The following is a 22634-nucleotide window of genomic DNA, read 5'->3' on the forward strand; positions in this document are numbered from 1 at the left end:
CCGGTTCAAACCGTGAACAAAATCTGGCATGGTGGTCGCCATGCCGATCATTTCACCTCTACCTCTCAACCCGCTCATCGACGGCCGCCAGTCGGAGCGCGCCATGCTGGTCCGGCGCGGCGTGCAGCGGCTGCTCAGGCAGATGGGCGCGCATGTCTTGCCAGAACTGTCGCTGGCCACCGGCCGCCGCGCCGACCTCGTCGCGCTGACCCGCCACGGCGACATCTGGATCATCGAGATCAAATCCTCGATCGAGGATTTCAGGGTCGACCGCAAATGGCCGGACTACCGGCTGCATTCCGACCGCTTCTTCTTCGCCACCCATCCCGGCGTGCCTTCCGAAATCTTTCCGCAGGAATGCGGCTTCATTCTCTCCGACGGCTATGGCGCCGAGATCTTGCGCGATGCGCCCGAGCATCGCATGGCGGCGGCGACGCGCAAGGCGCTGATGCTGCGGATCGCACGCGCCGGTGCGTCGCGGCTGCTCGCGGCCGAGCTTGCCGGCGTGTCGGTGCCGGCGCTGGACGGCGAGAGCGAGTAGGGGGGTGCGCTCGTCGTGATTTCAGACGTCGTGCTGCCCCTCGTCGGGCCGCTGCGCGGGTGAGGGGGCATCTTCCCAAATGCGATAGCCCTGCGGAAGCGAGGATGAGAACCGCTATTCCACGATGCGGTAGATATTCCACAGGCTGGTGCCCGACACCACGTAAGGCTCCATCTCCTTGCCCCATTTGGCGTGCGCGTCGATCTTGTCGATCCTGGCGAAGAACGCCTCCAACTGGCGAGGCTTTCGACCTGGTGATGTGACTCGACCGTCGCTTCGCGCGCGCCGATCGATCCGGTCATGATCTGGAACTTGAGGTCGTCGACACCGACCAGCGAGCCGATCTCGCGTTCCCATTCTTTAACAGTTCGAGCACGGTCTGCTTGTGCCCGAATTTGGCGTCGATCTGCCATCTGGCACTGAACATCGCCGCCTCATTCGTCCCAGGCCTGCACGACCGTCTGCCGTGCGATCTGGCCGTTCTTCAGCTCCAGCATCGCCGCGCAGAATACCTTGGTCCCGTCCGGATAGGAGCAGGCCTGGGTGAAGGCGAGGTTGTTGCCGTCGGCAATGGTGGTGTCGACCTTGTGGGTCATCGCCCGGCTGCAGATGTCGTCCCAGAACGTGGTGATCGCAGCGCGCCCGCGGATTTCGCGCGGCTTGCTCGGCGGGTTGTTGCGGTCGATCACCCGCACCAATGCGTCGTCGGCATAGAAGCTCGCCAGCAATTTTCCATCACGGCCCTCAATCGCCTTCTTGATCGCAGCGCCGTCTATCGTCTGTGTCTTGGTCAGCATTTTATTCCTCCATGGGCCCGTCTTCTCGGATCGGGTGGTTGCTTGATCATGCACTGCCCGGCGCTCGCCGCCGGGCAGTGGCTTCTTCACTGCGACTTCGCCTTGACGGCCGCGAACACCTCGTCGGACTGTTTCTTGAAAGTGGCGAGATCGACCTGGCTGCCGTTGAGCATCGTCGACCAGTGGCGCACGATCGCCGCCATCGCCACCGCCTCCTTGATCTCCTCGTCGCTGGCGCCATTGAGCTTGGCCGCCTGCGTGTGGAAATAGATGCAGTACTGGCAGGGGATCTGCGAGGCGACGGCGAGGCCCATCAATTCCTTGGTCTTGCCGTCGAGCGCGGTGTTCGGGTTGAGCTGCACGCCCTTGATCTCGGCCCAGGCGCCGGCAACGGCGACGTCCGGCAGCGTCTTGAACATGTCCGGTACCGAGCCGAGCGTTGCCTGGATGTCCTTGTAGGCAGCCGTCGCCGAGGCGTCTTCGGCCTTGGCAGGAACGATCGCCAACAGCGCGCCGACGCCTGCCGCCAGCACCAGTGATTTGAGTGTCGACTTCAGCATTTTATTCCTCCCTTTGCAGCGCCTTTCCCGGCGACATCCGCCTGGCCTGCATGGGACGAAGTGATAGCGCTTACGCATGCCCGGCCGCTTCGCCCGAAAGCGCCATGGCTCCTATGGCCCGTGCGGGCCAGCGTGCCGCGCCGAGAACGCCGCCGCCGCCGCCCGCGACGGCAGGTCCAGCTTGAGCAGAATATTGGCGACGTGGCGCTTGACGGTGTGTTCGCTCAGCTCGAGTTCGGCGGCGATCGCGGCATTGCTCTTGCCATCGGCGATGAGGTTCACCACCTCGCTTTCGCGCGCCGTCAGTGCGGCCGGCTCGGCAGCTTTGGCCTTCGGCCGGCAGGCCGGCTCCAGATGCTGTTCCGAGGTCGCCTGCACCAGCGCCAGCGGTTCATCCAGCTCGTCAAGCGCGATGCGCCCGGCGTCATTGAAATGAAGCCCTGAACCGGCGGCGAGGTCGGCGACCAGCCGCGAAGCGAGGATGTCGCCGCGCCCGGCATGCGCGGCAAGCTGCATCGTCACGCGCGCCGTCAACCCCGTCGGCGGCCCACGCAACTCGACCTCGCCGACATGCACGCCCTGCGCGCTGGCGACGCCGATCTCCTGCGCCGCATCGCGCAGCGCCGCCGCGCAGCGTACGGCCCGCGCCGGGCCGTCGAAGCGCGCCATCATCAGCTCGCCATGCGTGCCGGCCGGGCGGCCGCCATGGCGCCCGACCAGCAGGCGCCATGTTTCCTGAAAACGTCGGCTGCGCTCGCTCCACATACGGTCGCCAAGCCGCGCCGTGTCGTAGATCCGGGTGACCAGCAGTGCAGCCAGCACGCGCTCGGCCTCGGCAACGGCGCGCGCTCCGGTCAGGAATTCCTCGATCAGATCGGCCACCCGGTCGACATCGCCGGTCCAGATCGGGTGGTCGCGCCCGGCCACCTCGACCAGCCGCGCATTCGGGATCTTCCTTGCCAGGAAGCGGCTGGCCTCCGGGTCGACGCGCGCATCGTTGCGGCGATGGATAAGCAGCGTCGGTGCGCTGATCGCCGCCAGCACGCCGCGCACGTCGATAGCCGCATTCATGCGGGCCAGGGCGATTGCCGCGGTCGGGCTCGCCGACAGCCGCTCGAAGCGCGCCCACCATGTGGCGAAACGCGGATCGTCGACGCGGCCGGGCGCGAAATGCGGCAGGGTGGCGCCGGTGCCCCATGCGGTCTCCGCCGTCGCGATGAACGCCTCAAGGCGTTCCGGCGGCATCACCCATTTGTGGAAATGCGCATAGCCGCCATAAAGCGCCAGCGCCCGCGTCCGCTCCGGGTAGGTGGCGGCGAACAGCATTGCCATCGGCGCGCCTTCCGAAGCGCCGAGCAAGGCGGCGCGGCCGCTGCCGGTCGCATCCATCACCGCGCGTACATCGTCCATGCGGGTTTCGAGGCTGGGCAGGTGGTGGACATCGACGCGGTCGGACAGACCGGTGCCGCGCTTGTCGAACAGGATCAGCCGTGAGAACGCGGAAAGCCGCTTCAACAGCCGGGTGTAGCCCTCGTCTTCCCAGTGCAGGTCGAGATTGGAAATGAAACCCGGCACGAAGACGAGATCGAGCGATCCCTGGCCGACCACCTGATAGGCGATCCGCACGTCGCCACTGAGCGCGTATCGAGTTTCGATCGGCCTCACGAGTTGTCCGCCCGACCCGACGATTTCTTATCGCCGGATCATAGCAGAGGCGCGCGGCCTGCGGCAGATGAAACTTCAGAGAGTGTGAATGTGGGCCCGCGGCGCCTACTTCTGTGACGCGGCGGCAGTCTCGGTGTTCGCTCCGCCGACGCTAAAACCTGCGCCCTCCGGCGCGCCCGGCCGCTTGATGTGTGGCGCGGCCGCGACGACAAGCTCGTTGAACCCCTCGCCACCGCTGTCCAGCATCTCGAACAATTGCCGGCGCATCCTCGGCTCCCAGAATTTGTTGATGTGCTCGGCGACGCCGGCAATGCCTTGCTCGCGCGGCTTTGAGTGGAAAAAGGCGGCAATCTGGTTGGCCATGCGAACCAGCTTTTCGCTGGTGCTCATGAGGTGGCCCTCGTCATGCGACATGCTTGGCAACTCCGGAAACCACGCGGTCAGGATGGGTGAAAATATCGAAATCGTCGCCGCGCACCAGCGCCACCAGCGTCATGCCGGAATCGTTCGCGGTGCGGATGGCAAGTGCGGTCGGCGCCGAGACGGCAATGATGACGGCCGAGCCGATCGCCGCGGTCTTCTGCACCATCTCGACCGAAACGCGCGACGTGACGACGACGGCCCCCGACCTGCCGTCGATACCGGCTTTGGCCAGCGCGCCAGCCAGCTTGTCCAGCGCGTTATGGCGGCCGACATCCTCGCGCGCCATGACGATGCCCTTGCCGGGAAGGTAAAAACCGGCGGCGTGGACGGCACCGGTCTCGGCGTGCAGCGGCTGCAGCTTCGACAAAAGCTTGACCGAGCGGACGATGTCATCGGCCTGAAGTGTAAGTTGCGACGCACCGACCGGGTTTACCGAGCGCATCGCCTCCTCGATCGATTCGATGCCGCACAGCCCGCAGCCGACCGGGCCGGCCAGGCGTCTGCGACGCGCTTCGAAGCGGGTGTTGGCCTGGTCCTTCAGCCGGATCTGGATATCGATGCCGGCGCCGTGATCCTCGACCTCGATCGCTTCGATTTCGTCCGGCGAGGCAATGATGCCTTCGGTCAGCGAGAAGCCGAGCGCGAAATCCTCGAAATCAGCCGGGCTTGCCATCATCACCGCATGCGTGGTGCCGGCAAAGGAGAACGCCACCGGCGTCTCTTCCGGCACCATGCGGTTGGCGGCCGCAGTGCCGCCGGCGCGGCGCGCCAGGCGGCTGATCTGCGCAATGGCTTTGCGGCGCGCGGTCAAGGACTACTCCGCCGCTTCCAACTTCGCGATGCGGCGGCTTTGCTTTGCCTGCTCGTCATAGTCGCGCTGCCATTCCGACGGGCCGTTGGATGCACCCACCTGCACCGCGGTCACCTTGTATTCCGGGCAGTTGGTCGCCCAGTCGGAGAAGTCGGTGGTGATGACGTTAGCCTGGGTGTCGGGATGGTGGAAGGTCGTATAGACGACGCCCGGCGACACCCGCTCGGTGATCAGCGCGCGCAGCGTCGTCTCGCCCGAGCGGCTGGTCAGCCGCACCCAGTCGCCATCGCGCAGGCCGCGATTTTCGGCATCGTGCGGATGGATCTCCAGCCGGTCCTCGCTATGCCAGACCACGTTGTCGGTGCGCCGGGTCTGCGCGCCGACATTGTATTGCGACAGGATGCGGCCGGTGGTCAGCAGCAGCGGGAAGCGCGGTCCGGTCCTTTCGTCGGTCGCGACGTATTCGGTGCGGATGAACTTGCCCTTGCCGCGCACGAAGCCGCCGATATGCATGATCGGCGTGCCTTCCGGCGACTTCTCGTTGCAGGGCCACTGCACCGAGCCCACCCGGTCGAGAAGGTCGAAGGAAACGCCGGCGAAACTTGGTGTTGTCTTGGCGATCTCGTCCATGATCTGGGACGGATGCGTGTAGTTCCAGCCGAGGCCGAGCGCCTTGGCGAGCTCCTGCGTCGCTTCCCAGTCGGCATAGCCGCATTTCGGCTCCATCACCTTGCGCACCATGTTGATGCGGCGCTCGGCATTGGTGAAGGTGCCGTCCTTCTCGAGGAACGTCGAGCCGGGCAGGAACACATGCGCGTAGTTGGCCGTCTCGTTGAGGAAGAGGTCGTGCACGACGACGCATTCCATCGCGGCGAGACCGGCGGCGACATGCTTGGTGTCGGGGTCCGACTGCAGGATGTCCTCGCCCTGCACATAGAGCCCCTTGAACGAGCCGTCGACGGCGGCGTCCAGCATATTGGGGATGCGCAGGCCGGGCTCGTCGTCGAGCTTGACGCCCCACAGGCTCTCATAGATGGCGCGCACCGCGTCGCCTGAAATGTGGCGATAGCCGGGAAGCTCGTGCGGGAACGAGCCCATGTCGCAGGAGCCCTGCACATTGTTCTGGCCGCGCAGCGGGTTCACGCCGACGCCCGGCCGGCCGATATTGCCGGTCGCCATGGCGAGGTTGGCAATGGCGATGACGGTGGTCGAGCCCTGGCTGTGCTCGGTCACGCCGAGGCCGTAATAGATCGCGCCGTTGCCGCCGCGAGCATAGAGCCGCGCCGCGCCGCGTATGTCGTCGGGATCGACATTTGCAAGCTCGCCGACCACTTCCGGGCTGTTTTCCGGCAGCGCCACGAACGAGGCCCAGTCCTGGAACTCGTCCCAGTCGCAGCGCTCGCGGATGAAGGCCTCGTCGAACAGGCCCTCGGTGACGATGACATGGGCAAGTGCGGTCAGCATGGCGACGTTGGTGCCCGGCTTCAGCGGCAGATGGAACTGCGCTTCGACATGGGCCGAGCGCACGATGTCGGTGCGGCGCGGATCGAGCACGATCAGCTTGGCGCCCTGGCGCATGCGCTTCTTCATGCGCGAGGCGAACACCGGATGCGCATCGGTCGGATTGGCGCCGATCAGCAGGATCACGTCTGTCTGCTCGATCGAATCGAAATCCTGCGTACCGGCGGAGGTGCCGAAGGTCTGGCCGAGACCATAGCCGGTCGGCGAATGGCAGACACGGGCGCAGGTATCGACATTGTTGTTGCGGAAGCCCTGCCGGACCAGCTTCTGGACGAGGTAGGTCTCCTCGTTGGTGCAGCGCGACGAGGTGATGCCGCCGATCGAGGTGCGGCCGTACTGGTACTGGATGCGGCGGAACTCATTCGCCGTATGGGTGAGCGCCTCTTCCCACGACACTTCGCGCCACGGATCGCTGACCTTTTCGCGGATCATCGGTTTCAGGATCCGGTCCTTGTGCGTCGCATAGCCATAGGCGAAGCGGCCCTTGACGCAGGAGTGGCCGTGGTTGGCCTTGCCTGCCTTGTAGGGCATCATACGAATGACCTCGTCGCCCTTGACCTCGGCCTTGAACGAGCAGCCGACGCCGCAATAGGCGCAGGTGGTGACGGTCGAGCGCTCGGGCAGGCCTTTCGCCAGCACGGTCTTCTCCCTCAGCGCATCGGTCGGGCAGGCCTGCACGCAGGCCCCGCAAGAGACGCACTCGGAATCGACGAACGCCTCGTGCATGCCGGCCGAGACCCTGGATTCGAAGCCGTGGCCCTCGATGGTCAGCGCGAACGTGCCCTGCACCTCCTCACAGGCGCGCACGCAGCGCGAGCAGACGATGCACTGCGTCGGATCGTAGGTGAAATACGGGTTCGATTCATCGCGGGCGATGTAATCGATGGTCAGCGAGCCATGGCCGGGCGCCACGCCGTTTTCCTGCTTCACGTGGTTGCGGCCGTCCACGCCATAGCGGTTCTCGGTCAGGCCGACCGTCGTGACGACCTTGTCGAACTCGCTGGCGCCGGTGCCAGCCTTCTCGCCCCACGCCGCCGGGTGGTCGGAGACGTAGAGTTCCATCACGCCGCGGCGAATGGCGTTCAGCCGATCGGTCTGCGTATGCACGACCATGCCTTCGCCGACCGGCGTAGTGCATGAAGCCGGCGTGCCGCCGCGCCCGTCGATCTCGACGAGGCAGACCCGGCAGGAGCCGAACGAGTCCAGCATGTCGGTGGCGCAGAGTTTCGGGATTTCGACGCCGGCTTCCATCGATGCGCGCATGATCGAGGTCCCCGCCGGCACTGTTATCGACTTGCCGTCGACCGTCAGCGTCACTTGCTGCTCGGCTTCAGAGGCAGGTGTGCCGTAGTCGATTTCCTGGACCAGCGATTTGATGTCGAATGCCGCGTTCATGGCTGTCCGCTCCTATTCCGCTGCTTCGGCGACCGGCGTCGGCCGAAAGTCGTCCGGGAAATGGTTGAGTGCACTCATCACTGGATATGGGGTGAAGCCGCCGAGAGCGCAAAGCGAGCCGAACTTCATTGTGTTGCAAAGGTCGGTGACCAGCGCGATCTGCTTTTCCGGTTCGACGTTCTGGGCGAGCCTGTCCAGCACCTCGACACCGCGAGTCGAGCCGATGCGGCACGGCGTGCACTTGCCGCAGCTCTCGATGGCGCAGAATTCCATGGCAAAGCGTGCCTGCTTCAGCATGTCGGCGCTGTCGTCGAAAACGACGATGCCGGCATGGCCGATCAGCCCGTCCTTGGCGGCAAACGCTTCGTAGTCGAACGGCGTGTCGAACAGCGCGCGCGGGAAGTAGGCGCCGAGCGGGCCACCCACCTGCACCGCTTTGACCGGGCGTCCCGTCGCCGTGCCGCCGCCGATATCGTCGACGATCTCGCCCAGCGTCATGCCGAACGCCGCCTCGTAGAGACCGGGATACTTGACGTTGCCGGCAATCTGGATCGGGATGGTGCCGCGTGAACGGCCCATGCCGAAATCCTTGTAGAAGGCAGCGCCCTTATCCATGATCACCGGCACCGAGGCCAGCGAGATGACGTTGTTGATCACCGTCGGCTTGCCGAACAGGCCCTTGTGCGCCGGCAGCGGCGGCTTGGCCCGCACCTGCCCGCGCTTGCCTTCGAGGCTGTCGAGCAGCGCGGTCTCCTCGCCGCAGACATAGGCGCCGGCGCCGACCCGCACTTCCATGTCGAATGAATTGGCCGAGCCGAGCACATTGACGCCGAGCACGCCGGCCTTGCGGGCGATCTCGACGGCCTTCTGCATCACCGCCACCGCATGCGGATATTCGGAGCGGATATAGATGAAGCCCTTGGTCGCGCCGGTGGCGATGCCGGCGATCGCCATGCCTTCGATCAGCACGAAGGGGTCGCCTTCCATGATCATGCGGTCGGCGAACGTGCCGGAATCGCCTTCATCGGCATTGCAGACGATGTATTTGCGGTCGGCCGACGTATCGAGCACAGTTTTCCATTTGATGCCGGTCGGGAAGCCGGCGCCGCCACGACCGCGCAGCCCGGACTCGGTCACCTGCTTGACGACCTCGGCCGGCGTCATCGCCACTGCATTCTGCAGGCCCTTCAGCCCGCCATGCGCCTTATAGTGATCGAGCGACAGCGGATCGGTGACGCCGCAGCGCGCAAAGGTCAGCCGCGTCTGCCTGGCAAGGAACGGGATCTTGTCCGGTGCGCCCAGCCAGCGCCTGTGGTGGCCCCCGGTGAGGAAGCCGCAGTCGAACAGGCTTTTGACGTCGGATGGCTTCACCGGCCCGTAGGCGACGCGGCCAGTGGCTGTCGCAACCTCGACCATAGGCTCGAGGAAATAGGCGCCGCGCGAGCCGTTGCGCACGATCTTGGCCTCGATGCCGCGCTCGGCCAATTCCGCACGAACCGCCTTGGCAACCTTTTCCGCACCGAGCGCCAGCGCGCCGGAATCGCCGGGAATATAGATACGCGGGATCATGAGCGCACCTCGGCAACGATCTCGTTGAGCTTTTCGTCGTCGAGCCGCCCGATCACCTCCCCGTCCAGCATTGCCGACGGCGAGCAGGCGCAAAGGCCGAGGCAATAGACCGGCTCCAGTGTCACCGAACCGTCGCGGGTTGTCTCGTGGAAACCGATGCCCAGCAATGATTTGAGCTTGGCGGCAATCGCATCCGAGCCCATCGACTGGCAGGCTTCCGCCTGGCAGAGCTTCAGCACATGGCGGCCGGCGGGCTGGCTGCGGTAATCGTGATAGAAGGTGACGACGCCATGAACCTCGGCCCTGGAGATGTTCAGCACCTCGGCGATCATCGGCAGTGCGTCCTGCGGCACATAGCCGAACTCTTCCTGTATGCCGTGCAGGATCGGCAACAGCGGGCCTTCGAGGCCTTTCAGCTCGTGGATGATCGCCGCGGTGCGCGATGCGATCTCGGTACTTGCAGGCTGCATCGTCATGCAGCGCCCTCCCTGGTCGTGGCGGTCTTCCGCTAAGTGCTTAGGAAATCAGAGGAAACCCGCTAAATCAATAAAGCCGATCCGTTGCTCGATAGAAATCTTCGATCGATCGCGTTCACCAGCATTGTCTATCCTAACGGCGGCCGTGGAAATCGTCAGCCAGCGCCATTGCCTCGTCCAACAGCGCCGAGACCAGCGGCGTGTGCGGTTCGCGCCGCGCCGCCACCAGCCCGACCGTGTGGCTGGCATCCGGCTCGACGATCGGGATCGCCCGGATCGGCTCGGAAAAACCGAAGGTTTCCGAGAGGTTAAGCGGCATGATCGACGACCATTTGCCGGTGCGGATATGCGAAAACAGCACGATCATCGAGTTGGATTCCAATGTCGGCCGCACCTGCACGCCGGCTTCGGCCAGATGCTGGTCGATGATGCGGCGGTTCTGCATGTCCGGCGTCAGCAGGCAGAGCGGCAGCTGGCTGAGTTCCGCCCATGTCACTTTGTCGCGGTCGAAATAGGGGTTCCCGACCGCGGTGATCAGCTGATAGCGCTCGTCATAGAGCGGCACGCTAGTGACGCGTCCGAGCGGCTCGTTGTCGAGATAGGTGATGCCGGCGTCGATGTCGAAATTGCCGAGCAGCGATAGCACCTCGATCGAGGTGCGCGACAGCACCGAGAAGGTGACGCCGGGATGCTTTGCCCGAAACGGCGTCGTCAGTCGCGCCACCATGGCCAGCGCCGTCGGGATCGCGGCGATGCGGATGCGCCCCGACAGGCCGTGGCGCGCCGCCCGCATCTCCTCGCGCATGGTCCTGCTGTCGCCGACGATGCGGCGCGCCCACACCAACACCTGCTTGCCTTCCGGCGTCAGCCCCTGGAAGCGCGAGCCGCGCAGCACCAGCATCACGCCGAGCTGACCCTCCAGCTGCTTGATGCCGGCCGAAAGCGTCGGTTGGGTGACGCCGCACACCTCCGCCGCCCGGCCGAAATGTTCTTCCCTGGCAAGTGCTATGAAGAATTCCAGCTTGTCGATCATGCCGTCGGAGCCTGTCACGGACGCTGTGTCCGATTGTAGCGCGCAAGGTCGGGGAAATCGCCTTCGGCCGCAAGCCGCGTGTGTAAATCGTCCGCATCCACATCTTTCAGCCGGCTTACTGTTTCCCGCGATGGAATGCGGCGCTATGTGAATGAGACGGGGTCGTGGACTGGACACGACGGGAGACCGAACATGCTGGGCTGGTTCCGCAAGCTTTTGCCGCGCGAAGATCGCTTCTTCGACCTGTTCGAGCGGCATTCCCGCACCGTGGTCGGTGGCGCCGAGGCACTGCAGCGGCTTTTGCAGGGCAACGACATCGACCGCTGGTGTCAGACGATCATCGATCTCGAGGGCGAAGCCGATCAGATCACCGCGGAAGTGCTGCTGGCCGTGCGCCGCTCCTTCATTACGCCCTTCGACCGCGGCGACATCAAGGACCTGATCCAGTCGATGGATGATGCCATCGATATGATGCACAAAACCGTCAAGACGGTAAAGCTGTTCGAAAAGAAGGAATTCGACCCGCTGATGCAGGAAATGGGGGGCGTCATCGTCGAGGCCGCCAAGTTGGTGGCCGAGGCGATCCCGCTGCTCGGCAAGGTCGGGGCGCATACGGTGCGCCTCAACGCCATCGCCGAGGAGGTCATGCGCGCCGAAGGCCGGGCCGACGACCTGCACGAGCAGGGCCTGAAGGACCTGTTCAAGCGGCACGGCCGCAGCGATCCGATGGCCTATCTGATCGGCAGCGAGATTTACGGCCAGCTGGAAAAGGTGGTCGATCGCTTCGAGGACGTCGCCAACGAAATCAGCGGCATCGTCATCGAGAACGTATAGTGTCAGAAGCCGCAATAGCCTTTCCCGTGCTGGTCGGCCTTGTCGTCGTCGCGCTGTTCTTCGATTTCCTCAACGGCCTGCACGATGCCGCCAACTCCATCGCCACCATCGTCTCCACCCGGGTGCTGCGGCCGCATTATGCGGTGTTCTGGGCAGCCTTCTTCAATTTCATCGCCTTCATGTTCTTCGGTCTCCACGTAGCGGAGACGCTCGGAACCGGCATCATCGACGCCAGCATCGTCACGCCGGCAGTAATCTTCGCAGCACTTGTCGGCGCCATCGTCTGGAATGTCGTCACCTGGCTCGTCGGAATCCCGTCCAGTAGCTCGCACGCTCTGATCGGCGGTTTGGTCGGCGCCGGCGTTGCCAAGGCAGGCACTGGTGCCATCGTCTGGGCCGGGTTGGGCAAGACGACGGCGGCCATCGTGCTGTCGCCGGCGGCAGGCTTTCTGCTGGCGCTTGTCTTGATCCTTGCGGTCTCGTGGCTGTTCGTGCGGCAGACGCCGTTCGCCGTCGACAGCACATTCCGCGTCATGCAGTTCTTTTCCGCCTCGCTCTATTCGCTCGGCCATGGCGGCAACGACGCGCAGAAGACCATGGGCATCATCGCCGTGCTGCTCTATTCGCAAGGCATGCTCGGCGCGAATTTTTACGTGCCGCTGTGGGTCGTCATCACCTGTCAGTCGGCGCTGGCGCTGGGCACGTTGCTCGGCGGCTGGCGCATCGTCCACACCATGGGCTCGAAGATCACCCGGCTGAACCCGATGCAGGGTTTCTGCGCCGAGACCGGCGGAGCGATCACCCTGTTCGCCGCCACCTGGCTCGGTATTCCGGTATCGACCACGCACACGATCACCGGCGCTATCATCGGCGTCGGCGCCGCCCGCCGCGTCTCCGCCGTTCGCTGGGGCATTGCCGGCAACATCGTGGTCGCATGGATCGTCACCTTGCCGGCAACCGCGGCGATCGCGGCTCTCACCTACTTCGCGGTCGGTCTGGCAAGGTGATGTGAGCATCATGGCGCCTGGAGCCGCCTCTGGCACGGCGACTACCGGTCCACAAGATTCAGGATGTTGCCGTCCGGATCCCTGAACCATGCGACCTTCATGCCGTGACCGACATGGATGTCACCCTCAAGCGTCAGCCCGGGCATGTCGTAATGCTCGAAGGTCACGCCCTTCGATTTCAATGCCTCAACGATCTTGCCGAGTTCGTCGCCGACCGTCCATGTCACAGCCGTCGCCTTGTTGGTCCCAGCGAAGTTCGAACGGTAGACGTTGATGCTGGTGTCGCCGCTTTTATAGACGATCAGTTCGCCACCTTCATTGTGCACCTCTTTCAGGCCAAGGACCCCTTCGTAGAATGCCCTGGCCTTGGCCAGGTCCTTCACGGCGAGATTGGCCGTCGCGTTGCTGTTTGCGAGCATGATTCGTCTCCTTCCCTGGCTGTCATTCCATGCTCATGAAATAGGCTGCGCTGACGATTTGGCGACGGCTGCTCCCACTGGAAATGCCGTCATATGCTCGCTGCCTCCCCGATACGCCGCTGCAATTGGTGGTCCATCGCTTGGTTCTGTTCCGGAACTGCATTATCTGGAGCGGAAAAGTAGAGGAAAAACTCATGCCCGCCGCCAATGAAAACGTGACCAAGGAAATCGTTATCGAGCGCCTGAAGACGGTCAATGGGCCGGATTTCACCGGCAATATCGTCGACCTCGGCCTGGTTTCCGAGATTTTCATTGCCGATGCCAAGGTGTTCTTTTCGATAACCGTTCCCGCTGCCCGTGCCCAGGAGATGGAACCGCTGCGTGCGGCGGCCGAACGTGTCGTCAAGGCGATCCCCGGTGTTGCCGGCGCCGTGGTCGCGCTGACGGCGGAAAAGAAGGGCGGCGGCATGGAGGCGCCGGTTCCGCAAAGACCGGCTCAGAGGCCCGCTCCGCCGGCCGCACCTGCGCGTCCCACGCCGCAGGCGCCCGCCTCGCACAGCCAGGGCAAGCGCGGCGTACCCGGCATCGAAGCGATCATCGCCGTCGCTTCCGGCAAGGGCGGCGTCGGCAAGTCGACCACCGCCGTCAATATCGCCCTTGGGCTTGCCGCCAACGGGCTGCGGGTCGGGGTGCTCGATGCCGACATTTATGGCCCTTCCATGCCGCGTCTGCTCAACATTCGTGGCAGGCCGCAGACCGTCGACGGCAAGATCCTGAAGCCGATGCAGAATTATGGCCTCAAGGTCATGTCGATGGGCTTCCTCGTCGATGAGGAGACGCCGATGATCTGGCGCGGGCCGATGGTGATGTCGGCATTGACGCAGATGCTGCGCGAGGTCGAATGGGGACCGCTTGATGTGCTCGTCGTCGACATGCCGCCCGGCACCGGTGACGCCCAGCTGACCATGGCCCAACAGGTGCCGCTGGCCGGCGCCGTCATCGTCTCGACGCCACAGGACCTGGCCCTGATCGATGCGCGCAAAGGCCTCAACATGTTCAGAAAGGTCGACGTGCCGCTATTGGGTATCGTCGAAAACATGAGCTATTTTCTCGCCCCCGATACGGGAAAACGCTACGACATCTTCGGCCATGGCGGCGCCCGCCGCGAGGCCGAGCGTCTCGGCGTCACCTTCCTTGGCGAAGTGCCGCTCGAGATGGGCATCCGCGAAAGCTCCGATGCCGGCACGCCGGTGGTGATCTCCAAGCCGGATGGCGCTGAGGCGAAAATCTATCGCGACATCGCCGCCAAGGTCTGGGACCGCGTCAATGAAGAGCGCGGCGCGGCCGAGGCTGCAGTGCCGAGCATCGTGTTCGAGTGATGCGGATGTGCCTCCCCAAGTGGGCCCCTTGAGGGGGAGGGTGGCCGGAAGGGTCAGGTAGGGTCCGCGGCGACGCGCTCCAACTCTCCGGGATAGCGGGCTGACAAACCACGATCCCGCCTGGCGCGGAGGCAGATGTATGTCTTTCGTACCAAAGAGCGGATTCGGATGGCGCGTGCCCCTTGCCTGCTCCCGCGCGTTGTCATATCGATTTGTCATACAAATACGGAGACCACGATGGCAGGCGCCCCCACCCACAAGAAGAAATTTCGCTCGCAGGAGTGGTTCGACAATCCCGACAATCCGGGCATGACGGCACTCTATCTGGAGCGCTACCTGAATTACGGGCTGACGCGGGCCGAACTGATGTCCGGCAAGCCGCTGATCGGCATCGCCCAGACCGGCTCGGACCTGTCGCCCTGCAACCGCCATCACATCGAACTGGCCAAGCGCGTGCGCGAAGGCATCGTCTCGATGGGTGGCATCCCTTTCGAGTTCCCTTGCCACCCGATCCAGGAGACCGGCAAGCGGCCGACTGCTGCACTTGACCGCAACCTTGCCTATCTCAGCCTGGTAGAGGTGCTCTACGGCTATCCGCTCGACGGCGTAGTGCTCACCATCGGCTGCGACAAGACGACGCCAGCCATGCTGATGGCCGCGGCCACCGTCAACATTCCGGCTATCGCGCTTTCGGTCGGCCCGATGCTCAACGGCTGGCACAAGGGCAAGCGCACCGGCTCCGGCACCATCGTTTGGGAATCGCGCCAGCGCCTGTCGGCCGGCGAGATTGGCTATGACGAGTTCATGGATATCGTTGCCTCCTCGGCGCCGTCGACCGGCTATTGCAACACGATGGGTACCGCCACCACGATGAATTCGCTGGCCGAGGCGCTCGGCATGCAATTGCCGGGCTCGGCCGCTATCCCCGCCCCCTATCGCGAGCGCGGCCAGATCGCCTACGAGACCGGAAAGCGCATCGTCGACATGGTGCATGAGGATCTGAAGCCGTCCGACATTATGACCCGTAAGGCCTTCGAGAACGCCATCGTCGTCAACTCGGCGATCGGCGGCTCGACCAACGCGCCGATCCACCTCAACGCCATCGCCCGCCATCTCGGCGTGCCGCTCGACAATGACGATTGGCAGAAGGTCGGCCTCAACATACCGCTCATCGTCAATCTGCAGCCGACGGGCGAATATCTCGGCGAGGACTATCACCATGCCGGCGGCGTGCCGGCCGTGGTCGCCGAACTGATGAAGGGCGGCCTGCTGCCCTATCCGGAAGCCATGACAGCTAATGGCAAGACCATCGGTGACAATTGCAGGGGCGCCGTCAACGAGAACCTCGACGTCATCCGCACGGTTGCCGAGCCGCTGAAAGCCAATGCCGGCTTCATCAATCTCAAGGGCAATCTGTTCGATTCGGCGATCATGAAGACCAGCGGCATCTCGCCCGAGTTCCGCGAGCGCTATCTGTCGAACCCGAAGGACCCCGAAGCCTTCGAGGGCAACGCCATGGTGTTCGACGGGCCCGAGGATTACCACGCCCGCATCGACGATCCGGCACAAGGCATCGACGAGCACACCATCCTGTTCATGCGCGGCGCCGGCCCGATCGGCTATCCGGGCGGCGCCGAAGTCGTCAACATGCAGCCGCCGGCCTATCTGATCAAAAAGGGCATCCACGCGCTGGCCTGTATCGGCGACGGCCGCCAGTCGGGCACGTCGGGTTCGCCCTCGATCCTCAACGCCTCGCCGGAAGCCGCCATCGGCGGCGGGCTGGCGCTGCTGAAGACCGGTGACCGCGTCCGCGTCGATCTGCGCAAGGGCACCGCCGATATCCTCGTCAGCGACGACGAGATCACGCGGCGGCGCACCGAACTGCAGAACAATGGCGGCTATCACTATCCCAAGCACCAGACGCCGTGGCAGGAGATCCAGCGCGGCATGGTCGACCAGTTTTCCGAAGGCATGGTGCTGAAGCCGGCGGTAAAATACCAGGATGTGGCTCATACAAGCGGGGTGCCGAGGGACAATCACTGACCAGGGTCCGTCGCATGAGCCAGCCGCCGGTGCAGGCAATTTGCCGAGGTCAGCGCCAGGAGGGGTAGGGGTGGGGTCACATCGCAGAGCGAAAGCCTCGGCTTTCCACCTGCGATAGCCTGCCGCTAATGGGCAGAAATGCCCGGCACAGGGTTGGACGCGGTCATTTGTCAACAGCGATTGCTCCCGCGAGAACGGCAATGCTTGACAAGCGAGCGCGACAAATCCACGATCATCGCAAGGGGTTAATCGCGACGACCCCGTGAGGCGTCAGCCCAATGTTCGCGTCCAAGCTTCTCTTTCCAGGAGGTGGACGCCATGCCGTCGACAACAATCATCACCGTACCGCAACTATCCCGTCTGATTGGTCTGCCGGGTGCACCCGCGATCATCGATGTCCGCATCGACGATGACTACAACGCCGACCCGCGACTGCTGCCGGGGTCGGATCGGCGTGATTTCAGGACTGTCTCGAACTGGGCTGCCGACTTCGCCGGCTGGCAAGTGACAGTCGTCTGCCAACAGGGAAAAAAGCTCTCGCAAGGCGTGGCCGCATGGCTGCGCCACGAGGGCATTGCCGCCGAATCGCTCGACGGCGGGTTTGAAGACTGGCGCGACGCCAAGGGGCTTCTCGTTGACGCCCGCAAGATACCGCCCCGCGATGCCAAGGGCCGCACCGTTTGGGTGACGCGTACGCGCCCGAAGGTCGACCGCATCGCCTGCCCCTGGCTGATTCGGCGCTTCATCGATCCTCACGCGGTCTTTCTCTTCGTCGAGCCGGCCGAAGTGTCGGCCGTCGCCGATCGCTTTCAGGCCGTGTCTTTCGACATTGAGAACGTGTTCTGGAGCCATCGCGGCGAACGCTGCACCTTCGACACCATGATCGAGGAGTTCGGGCTTAAATCCGAAGCACTCGATCGCTTGGCCACGATCATACGCGCCGCCGATACTGCGAGCCTCGATCTTGTTCCACAGGCGGCCGGGTTCCTGGCCGCCTCGCTTGGCCTGTCACGGATGTTTCGCAACGATCTGGAGCAGCTCGAGGCCGGCATGCTGCTCTATGATATGTTCTTCCGCTGGTGCCGCGATGCCACCGAGGAGACGCATAACTGGCCGGCCGCCGGCACAGTCAGCGCGGGCAAGCCATCGTGAGCGCCGTCCTATCGAAAAAGCCGGCGGAGATTCAGGAGCCCGCTGTGCCGAGCTTCCGGCAGGCCGTGAAGGTCTGGGCAAAAATCGGCGTGCTCAGCTTTGGCGGCCCGGCCGGGCAGATCGCGCTCATGCACAAGGAACTGGTCGAGGAACGGCGCTGGATCGGCGAACAGCGCTTTCTGCATGCGTTGAACTACTGCATGCTGCTGCCTGGCCCTGAGGCCCAGCAACTCGCCATCTATATCGGCTGGTTGCTGCACAAAACGGCCGGCGGCCTTGTTGCCGGCATTCTCTTCGTCGTGCCGGGCGCGCTTGTCATGCTCGTCCTGAGCAGCCTTTATGCGCTCTATGGCGATGTACCACTCGTCTCGGCGCTGTTTTTCGGGGTCAAGGCGACCGTGCTCGCCATTGTCATCGAGGCGGTGATCCGGATCGGCAAACGCGCGCTGAAAAACCCGGTCATGGTGTCGATCGCACTCGCTGCCTTCATCGCCATCTACGCGTTGAACGTGCCGTTTCCGCTGATCGTGCTGCTTGCCGGGCTGGCAGGCTGGATCGGCAACCGTAGTGCGCCGGCATTTTTTTCCGGCGCCTCGCATGGCAAGGGCGATGTTCCCGACATAAAGGGCGTGGTCGATCTGATGTTCGAGCGCGGCGAACTGACCCACGTCAGGCCGACACGATGGCACGCGCCGCGCACTTTGGCGATCTGGCTGCCGATCTGGCTGGGGCCTGTTCTGCTGGTCTGGGCTTTCACTGGCCCTGCCAGCGTTTGGACGCAAATCGGTGGCTTCTTCAGTGTCATGGCGGTCGTCACCTTCGGCGGCGCCTACGCAGCCCTTGCCTATGTCGCGCAGGCAGCGGTCGAGTACTTCGGCTGGCTGGCACCCGGTGAAATGGTCGACGGCCTTGGACTTGCCGAAACCACGCCGGGTCCGCTCATCCTGGTCTTGCAGTTCGTCGGCTTCGTTGCCGCGTTCCGCCAGCCGGGCTTGCTGGCGCCGCTGGTTGCCGGACTGTTTGGCGGGCTGTTCACGCTGTGGGCGACGTTTACCCCATGTTTCCTATGGATATTCCTTGGCGCGCCTTACATCGAAGCGCTGCGCGGCAACAAGGCGCTGTCGGCGGCGCTCGGTGCGATCACCGCCGCCGTCGTCGGCGTCATCATGAATCTCGCTCTATGGTTCGGCTTGCACGTCATCTTCGGCGAAGTGCGCAATGTCGGGCTTGGAATGGACGTGCCGGTGCTTTCATCGATAGACTGGCGCGCGGCGCTGCTTTCCTGTGCCTCGATGATCGCCATTCTGAAGCTGAAGATCGGTATGCTGCCGACGCTTGCCGGATCGGCGCTGGCCGGTGTCTTGTTGCTGGCGGTAAGTAGCTGATGCCTGCAAGGACTTGAAGCGCATCGCCTGAATCTACTTAAACGCGACGCTTTGGATGCCGCTGCTTTTGTATTCCGCTTGTGAACCACCTAACTGGTTGGGAACGGTTGGACCATTATGGCGCAACGGCGTTCTTCCCTCGGCTTCCTTGGAATGTTCGGTCGCTCGGGCGACTTGAGGCAGCTCGACGATGCATTGCGCGGCGCCGATCTGCATCCCGCCCTTGTGCCGGAGGGGGTAAAACTCACGATCGTCAATCTGATGAAGGATCACTGGCCCGACGAGCCGCCGCCGGGCATCTATGCGTCGGTGGCACAATTGTGCAGCTATTGCATCGCGGGTCCCGAAACCTTCGAGCAAGCCAATGGCCATCAACGGACGCTGGAAGCCGAGCGCCGCATCGAGGCGGCACTTGAGGCCGGCGACAGCTTCGACGCACAGATCGTGCTGATGACGCTGCATGCCAAGCTGATCAACGCCGAAGTCGTCGACCGATACGGGCTCAGCGCGGAATGACGCGACAGGCAAGATCTGCCGGATCCCCCCGCGGCAGCCGAGTCGATCAAGCCCGGCTGATCTCCTCAAGATACCAGCCGATGTAGCGCAGTTCGTTGTATTCCATCGGCGCGATCGGCCCCGGCACGAAATAGTGCGAGCGCACGCCACGCGCTGTGTGCTCGATGATCTTCTTGTCCTCTTGGGTGGTGACCTTCCACAGCCAGGTCAGCTTCTCGAGATCGTAGTCCTGGCCCTCGACCGCGTCGCCGCGCACCAGCCAGATCAGCTCCATCTCGCAGGTGCCCGCGGTTTTCGGGATGAAGCGGTAGATCATGCCGTGATCGGGATAGCACACGAGGAAGGTCGTGCCGCCGAGATGGATGGAGGTGACGCCACCGTCATAGTCGGTGAAGCGGCCCATCAGCGGGGCCACCGGCGAGCCATCCTGGCTGCCGCTCGAAACGCCATCATAGAGCGCATAGCGGAAGGTATGGATTGCTTCCTGACCGGCCGCCGAGTTCTGCCAGCGGTTGGCGCTGCCGATCTCGATGCCGAGCGCGCAGGTGCGCTGCTCCATCGCCGCGTTGAGCTGCTCGATCATCTCGGCCGGCTTTTCCAGCGCATGCGTCTGCGAATATTCCGGATGCGCCGGCCCGCAATGGTAGCATTCGACATAGTTCTCGACGGCGAGCTTCCAGTTGGCGTCGAGCGGATAGGACTGGCGATACGCCACCTTGGCGTCGCCCCAGCCATACTGGCCGCAGCTTGTGCGCAGCGACTGTTCGATTGGATCGAAATCGAGCGGCGTCTCCGCGAAGGAAATGAAAACCAGCCCGGAGGCAACGCGGACATGAAGCTTCTTCAGCCCGTGCGCCGTGCGGTCGAAATCCTTCGGCATCAGGCGGGCAGCGCGCAACGACCCGTCATTGGAATAGGTCCAGGCGTGGTAGGGACACACGAACATCTTCGCGTTGCCCTTCTCCTTGGTGCAGACCTCGGCGCCGCGGTGGCGGCAGACATTGAGCATGGCATGCACGGTGCCGTCCATGCCGCGCGTCAGGATGACCGCCTCATCGCCCAATTTGAACAGCTCGAAATCGCCGGGGTTCGGGATAACGCTGGCATGGGCCAGGCAATGCCAGTGGCGGCGAAAGACACGTTCCATGTCACGCTCGAAGATCGCCGGGTCATGATAGAAGGCACGCACCAGGCCGTGGCCGGGCCGGTGAGACGCCACCAGCCGATCGATCGCGTCGCCGTCGGTGTGGGCTTGCAGGATAGGATGCGCACTCATTTGTCGTTCTGCCCGATGGTTGGTCCTGGGGCAATTCCAGGAAAACTGTGAAGCGGTTTTCCGTCCGGAATTGGCTCTGGGTGGTGGCTGTATGGCTGCACGAACTCGTCTCCGGTCAGCCGCCCATATACGTGCGCGGCAGGTGGATCAGGCTGCCGAAGCGGGCACGCAATCTGTCGTCGACCTGTTTTGGCACGTGGCGCGGAAATCGTTCGGCAAGAATGCGTTTCTTCTCGGTGATCGCCCGCAGCAATATATCAGGTCGGCCTTTTTCGTTCCATTCCTTCGGTGAGGAACGATCGGCGAAGGCGGGATAGAGATGATCGGTCTGCATCAGCTTGAGCGTTTGTTCGCTGTCGAGATAGTGGCCTGGGCCTTTGAGGCAGACCTCGGTGATGCTGTCGATCGACAGGGCCTCGTCAGTCACGTCGATGCCACGTGCGCAGCCCAGGCAATGACCGAGCATGTCGTTGTCGATGACCAGGCTCTCCAGGCAGAAGCCGAGCAGCGAGGCATGCATGCCGGCCGCCTCGTAGACGAGGTTGAGGCCGGAGAGGCCGGCCATCACATTGGTGATGCCCTTTTCGTAGCCGGATTGAATGTCGGGCAGTTTCGAATCCGTCATGCCAGCGGCCGAGCCGCCGGGCAGATCGTAGAATTGCGCCATCTGGGCGCAGGCCGCCGTTGCCACCGACTGCTCGGCCGACCCGCCGGCCATGGCGCCGGTACGCAGGTCCGACATGAACGGCCAGGCGCCGAAGATCGCCGGATGGCCCGGCTTGAGCGCATTGACATAGACCAGGCCGGCCAGTACTTCGGCCACCGCTTGCACGACGGCGCCGGCCATCGCCGCAGGTGCTGTGGTGCCGGACTGGCCGGTCGAGAGCAGCAGGATCGGGATGCCGCCTTCAACGCAAGCCTCGAGCACGCCGCAGGCATCCTCGGCGAACTTCATCGGCGGCACGACGAATGAGTTAGAGTTAGAAACGAATGGCCGGGCGCGGAAATTCTCCTCGCCGCCGGCGATGGCGTACAGCATTTCAAGCGCCGGCTTCACGTTCTCACGCACGGTGAAGGATGTTCCGACGTGCTTCGATGTCCCCATCACACAGGCATAGAGCGTGTTGAAATCCATCTCGAGCGGATCGGCGATGTCGCGCGCCACCATCGGCCGCTGGAAGAAATGGATGTTGTCCAGCCCATCGACGATGCGGGCAGCATCATAAATGTCCTGCAGCTTGGATTCGCGGTACTCGCGCTTCTCCAGATCCACCAGGTGCACGGCGATACCTGCCGTGCCGTAGTGCACGCGCTTGCCCTGGACCACCATGTCGTGCCTGGCGTCCTGGCCATGAAGTGTGAAATGTCGTGCCGCCCGCTTGATGGTGTCGAGCACTAGCGCGCGCGGAAAGCGCACACGGTCGTCGTCGCCATGGACCGCCCCCGCCTTGGTCAGCACCTTTATGCAGGAAGGGATGGCATTGGCGAAACCCACCGTCTCCAGGAGCGTCAGCACGCCCTCGTGGATGCGCTCGCAGTCATCCCCGCGCAGCGGCCCGTAGCTGCCGCTCTCGATGGCCTGGTGTCGTGGTCCGGTGTCCTCCATCAGAGGAGCTGATCGCATGGCATGTCCTGTTTCGCGAAGACCGGAGCGCTGTGGACGACGGTTCGCCGGCGTGTCCTGCTGTTCGACAGCCACTGGCATGGAAGCACTCCACCTTCATCGGCAGGAACTCGCGGCGGTTGGTCCACCATCGGCCTGCTTCGTCCCTCTACACAGCGACTATGCCGCCGGCATTGGCACAGCCTATGTGCCAGCCGGTCCCGTCGAA

Annotated in this window: 20 protein-coding genes; 8 read left to right on the forward strand and 12 right to left on the reverse strand. The window is 63.9% G+C overall.

All coding sequences use genetic code 11. The annotated features are described in order from the left end of the window. Positions 1-40 precede the first annotated feature (40 nt). Positions 41-541, forward strand: coding sequence for an MmcB family DNA repair protein (locus NKH59_RS20120; protein ID WP_352818486.1), 501 nt, complete (start codon positions 41-43; stop codon positions 539-541). 434 nt (positions 542-975) lie between these two features. Here NKH59_RS20120 and NKH59_RS20125 read toward each other — a convergent pair whose 3' ends face one another. From NKH59_RS20125 to NKH59_RS20165, 9 genes are all read right to left on the reverse strand, one after another. Beyond that, positions 976-1338 (reverse strand): nuclear transport factor 2 family protein, encoded by a 363-nt coding sequence (locus tag NKH59_RS20125; protein WP_352448516.1) that lies wholly within the window; start codon positions 1336-1338, stop codon positions 976-978. Between the two features lie 86 nt (positions 1339-1424). Next, positions 1425-1898: a carboxymuconolactone decarboxylase family protein gene (locus NKH59_RS20130; protein WP_352448517.1), complete on the reverse strand. Its 474-nt coding sequence runs from the start codon at positions 1896-1898 to the stop codon at positions 1425-1427. A gap of 111 nt (positions 1899-2009) precedes the next feature. Continuing rightward, on the reverse strand, positions 2010-3563 hold the full coding sequence (locus tag NKH59_RS20135; protein WP_352613831.1) for an alpha/beta fold hydrolase: 1554 nt from the start codon (positions 3561-3563) through the stop codon (positions 2010-2012). Positions 3564-3668: 105 nt separating this feature from the next. Further along, positions 3669-3977 carry a formate dehydrogenase subunit delta gene (locus NKH59_RS20140; protein ID WP_352469984.1) on the reverse strand — a complete coding sequence of 103 codons (309 nt, stop codon included), beginning with the start codon at positions 3975-3977 and terminating at the stop codon, positions 3669-3671. Continuing rightward, positions 3967-4797: a formate dehydrogenase accessory sulfurtransferase FdhD gene (gene fdhD, locus NKH59_RS20145; protein WP_353022834.1), complete on the reverse strand. Its 831-nt coding sequence runs from the start codon at positions 4795-4797 to the stop codon at positions 3967-3969. The genes NKH59_RS20140 and fdhD overlap by 11 nt, the downstream gene beginning before the upstream one ends. A 3-nt stretch (positions 4798-4800) precedes the next feature. Then, positions 4801-7713: a formate dehydrogenase subunit alpha gene (fdhF, locus tag NKH59_RS20150; RefSeq protein WP_353022835.1), complete on the reverse strand. Its 2913-nt coding sequence runs from the start codon at positions 7711-7713 to the stop codon at positions 4801-4803. Between the two features lie 12 nt (positions 7714-7725). Further along, the gene (locus tag NKH59_RS20155; protein ID WP_353022837.1) at positions 7726-9282 is read right to left on the reverse strand and encodes a formate dehydrogenase beta subunit; all 1557 of its coding nucleotides are present in this window, start codon (positions 9280-9282) and stop codon (positions 7726-7728) included. Next, complete coding sequence (locus tag NKH59_RS20160) at positions 9279-9758, reverse strand: formate dehydrogenase subunit gamma (RefSeq protein ID WP_353022838.1); 480 nt, start codon at positions 9756-9758, stop codon at positions 9279-9281. Before NKH59_RS20160 ends, NKH59_RS20155 begins: the two co-directional genes overlap by 4 nt. A gap of 133 nt (positions 9759-9891) precedes the next feature. Then, positions 9892-10791 carry a LysR family transcriptional regulator gene (locus NKH59_RS20165; RefSeq protein WP_352635838.1) on the reverse strand — a complete coding sequence of 300 codons (900 nt, stop codon included), beginning with the start codon at positions 10789-10791 and terminating at the stop codon, positions 9892-9894. Positions 10792-10983: 192 nt separating this feature from the next. Here NKH59_RS20165 and NKH59_RS20170 point away from each other — a divergent pair, with 192 nt between their 5' ends. Together NKH59_RS20170 and NKH59_RS20175 are read left to right on the forward strand one after the other, a co-directional pair. Continuing rightward, positions 10984-11625, forward strand: a complete 642-nt coding sequence (locus NKH59_RS20170; protein ID WP_353022840.1) for a DUF47 family protein — start codon at positions 10984-10986, stop codon at positions 11623-11625. Then, positions 11625-12632 carry an inorganic phosphate transporter gene (locus tag NKH59_RS20175; RefSeq protein ID WP_352469990.1) on the forward strand — a complete coding sequence of 336 codons (1008 nt, stop codon included), beginning with the start codon at positions 11625-11627 and terminating at the stop codon, positions 12630-12632. The genes NKH59_RS20170 and NKH59_RS20175 overlap by 1 nt, the downstream gene beginning before the upstream one ends. Positions 12633-12673: 41 nt before the next feature. On the opposite strand, the gene NKH59_RS20180 is transcribed toward NKH59_RS20175, so the two are convergent. After that, complete coding sequence (locus NKH59_RS20180; protein WP_352469991.1) at positions 12674-13051, reverse strand: VOC family protein; 378 nt, start codon at positions 13049-13051, stop codon at positions 12674-12676. A gap of 194 nt (positions 13052-13245) precedes the next feature. Between NKH59_RS20180 and NKH59_RS20185 the strand changes: the two genes are divergently transcribed. From NKH59_RS20185 to NKH59_RS20205, 5 genes are all read left to right on the forward strand, one after another. Continuing rightward, positions 13246-14430 carry an Mrp/NBP35 family ATP-binding protein gene (locus tag NKH59_RS20185; protein WP_353022842.1) on the forward strand — a complete coding sequence of 395 codons (1185 nt, stop codon included), beginning with the start codon at positions 13246-13248 and terminating at the stop codon, positions 14428-14430. Between the two features lie 237 nt (positions 14431-14667). Further along, on the forward strand, positions 14668-16473 hold the full coding sequence (locus NKH59_RS20190; protein WP_352613838.1) for an IlvD/Edd family dehydratase: 1806 nt from the start codon (positions 14668-14670) through the stop codon (positions 16471-16473). Positions 16474-16791: 318 nt separating this feature from the next. Next, complete coding sequence (locus tag NKH59_RS20195; protein ID WP_353022843.1) at positions 16792-17625, forward strand: chromate resistance protein ChrB domain-containing protein; 834 nt, start codon at positions 16792-16794, stop codon at positions 17623-17625. Next, complete coding sequence (chrA, locus tag NKH59_RS20200; RefSeq protein ID WP_352813763.1) at positions 17622-19010, forward strand: chromate efflux transporter; 1389 nt, start codon at positions 17622-17624, stop codon at positions 19008-19010. Before NKH59_RS20195 ends, chrA begins: the two co-directional genes overlap by 4 nt. Before the next feature lie 117 nt (positions 19011-19127). Beyond that, positions 19128-19526: a hypothetical protein gene (locus NKH59_RS20205; protein ID WP_352469996.1), complete on the forward strand. Its 399-nt coding sequence runs from the start codon at positions 19128-19130 to the stop codon at positions 19524-19526. 46 nt (positions 19527-19572) lie between these two features. Here the strand turns inward: NKH59_RS20205 and NKH59_RS20210 are convergent, their stop codons facing one another. Beyond that, positions 19573-20802 carry an aromatic ring-hydroxylating oxygenase subunit alpha gene (locus NKH59_RS20210; protein WP_352540459.1) on the reverse strand — a complete coding sequence of 410 codons (1230 nt, stop codon included), beginning with the start codon at positions 20800-20802 and terminating at the stop codon, positions 19573-19575. A gap of 115 nt (positions 20803-20917) precedes the next feature. Further along, positions 20918-22507, reverse strand: coding sequence for a trimethylamine methyltransferase family protein (locus tag NKH59_RS20215; protein ID WP_352540460.1), 1590 nt, complete (start codon positions 22505-22507; stop codon positions 20918-20920). Between the last annotated feature and the right edge of the window lie 127 nt (positions 22508-22634).

This window comes from Mesorhizobium sp. M0998 (genome assembly GCF_040318885.1).
GTDB lineage: Bacteria > Pseudomonadota > Alphaproteobacteria > Rhizobiales > Rhizobiaceae > Mesorhizobium.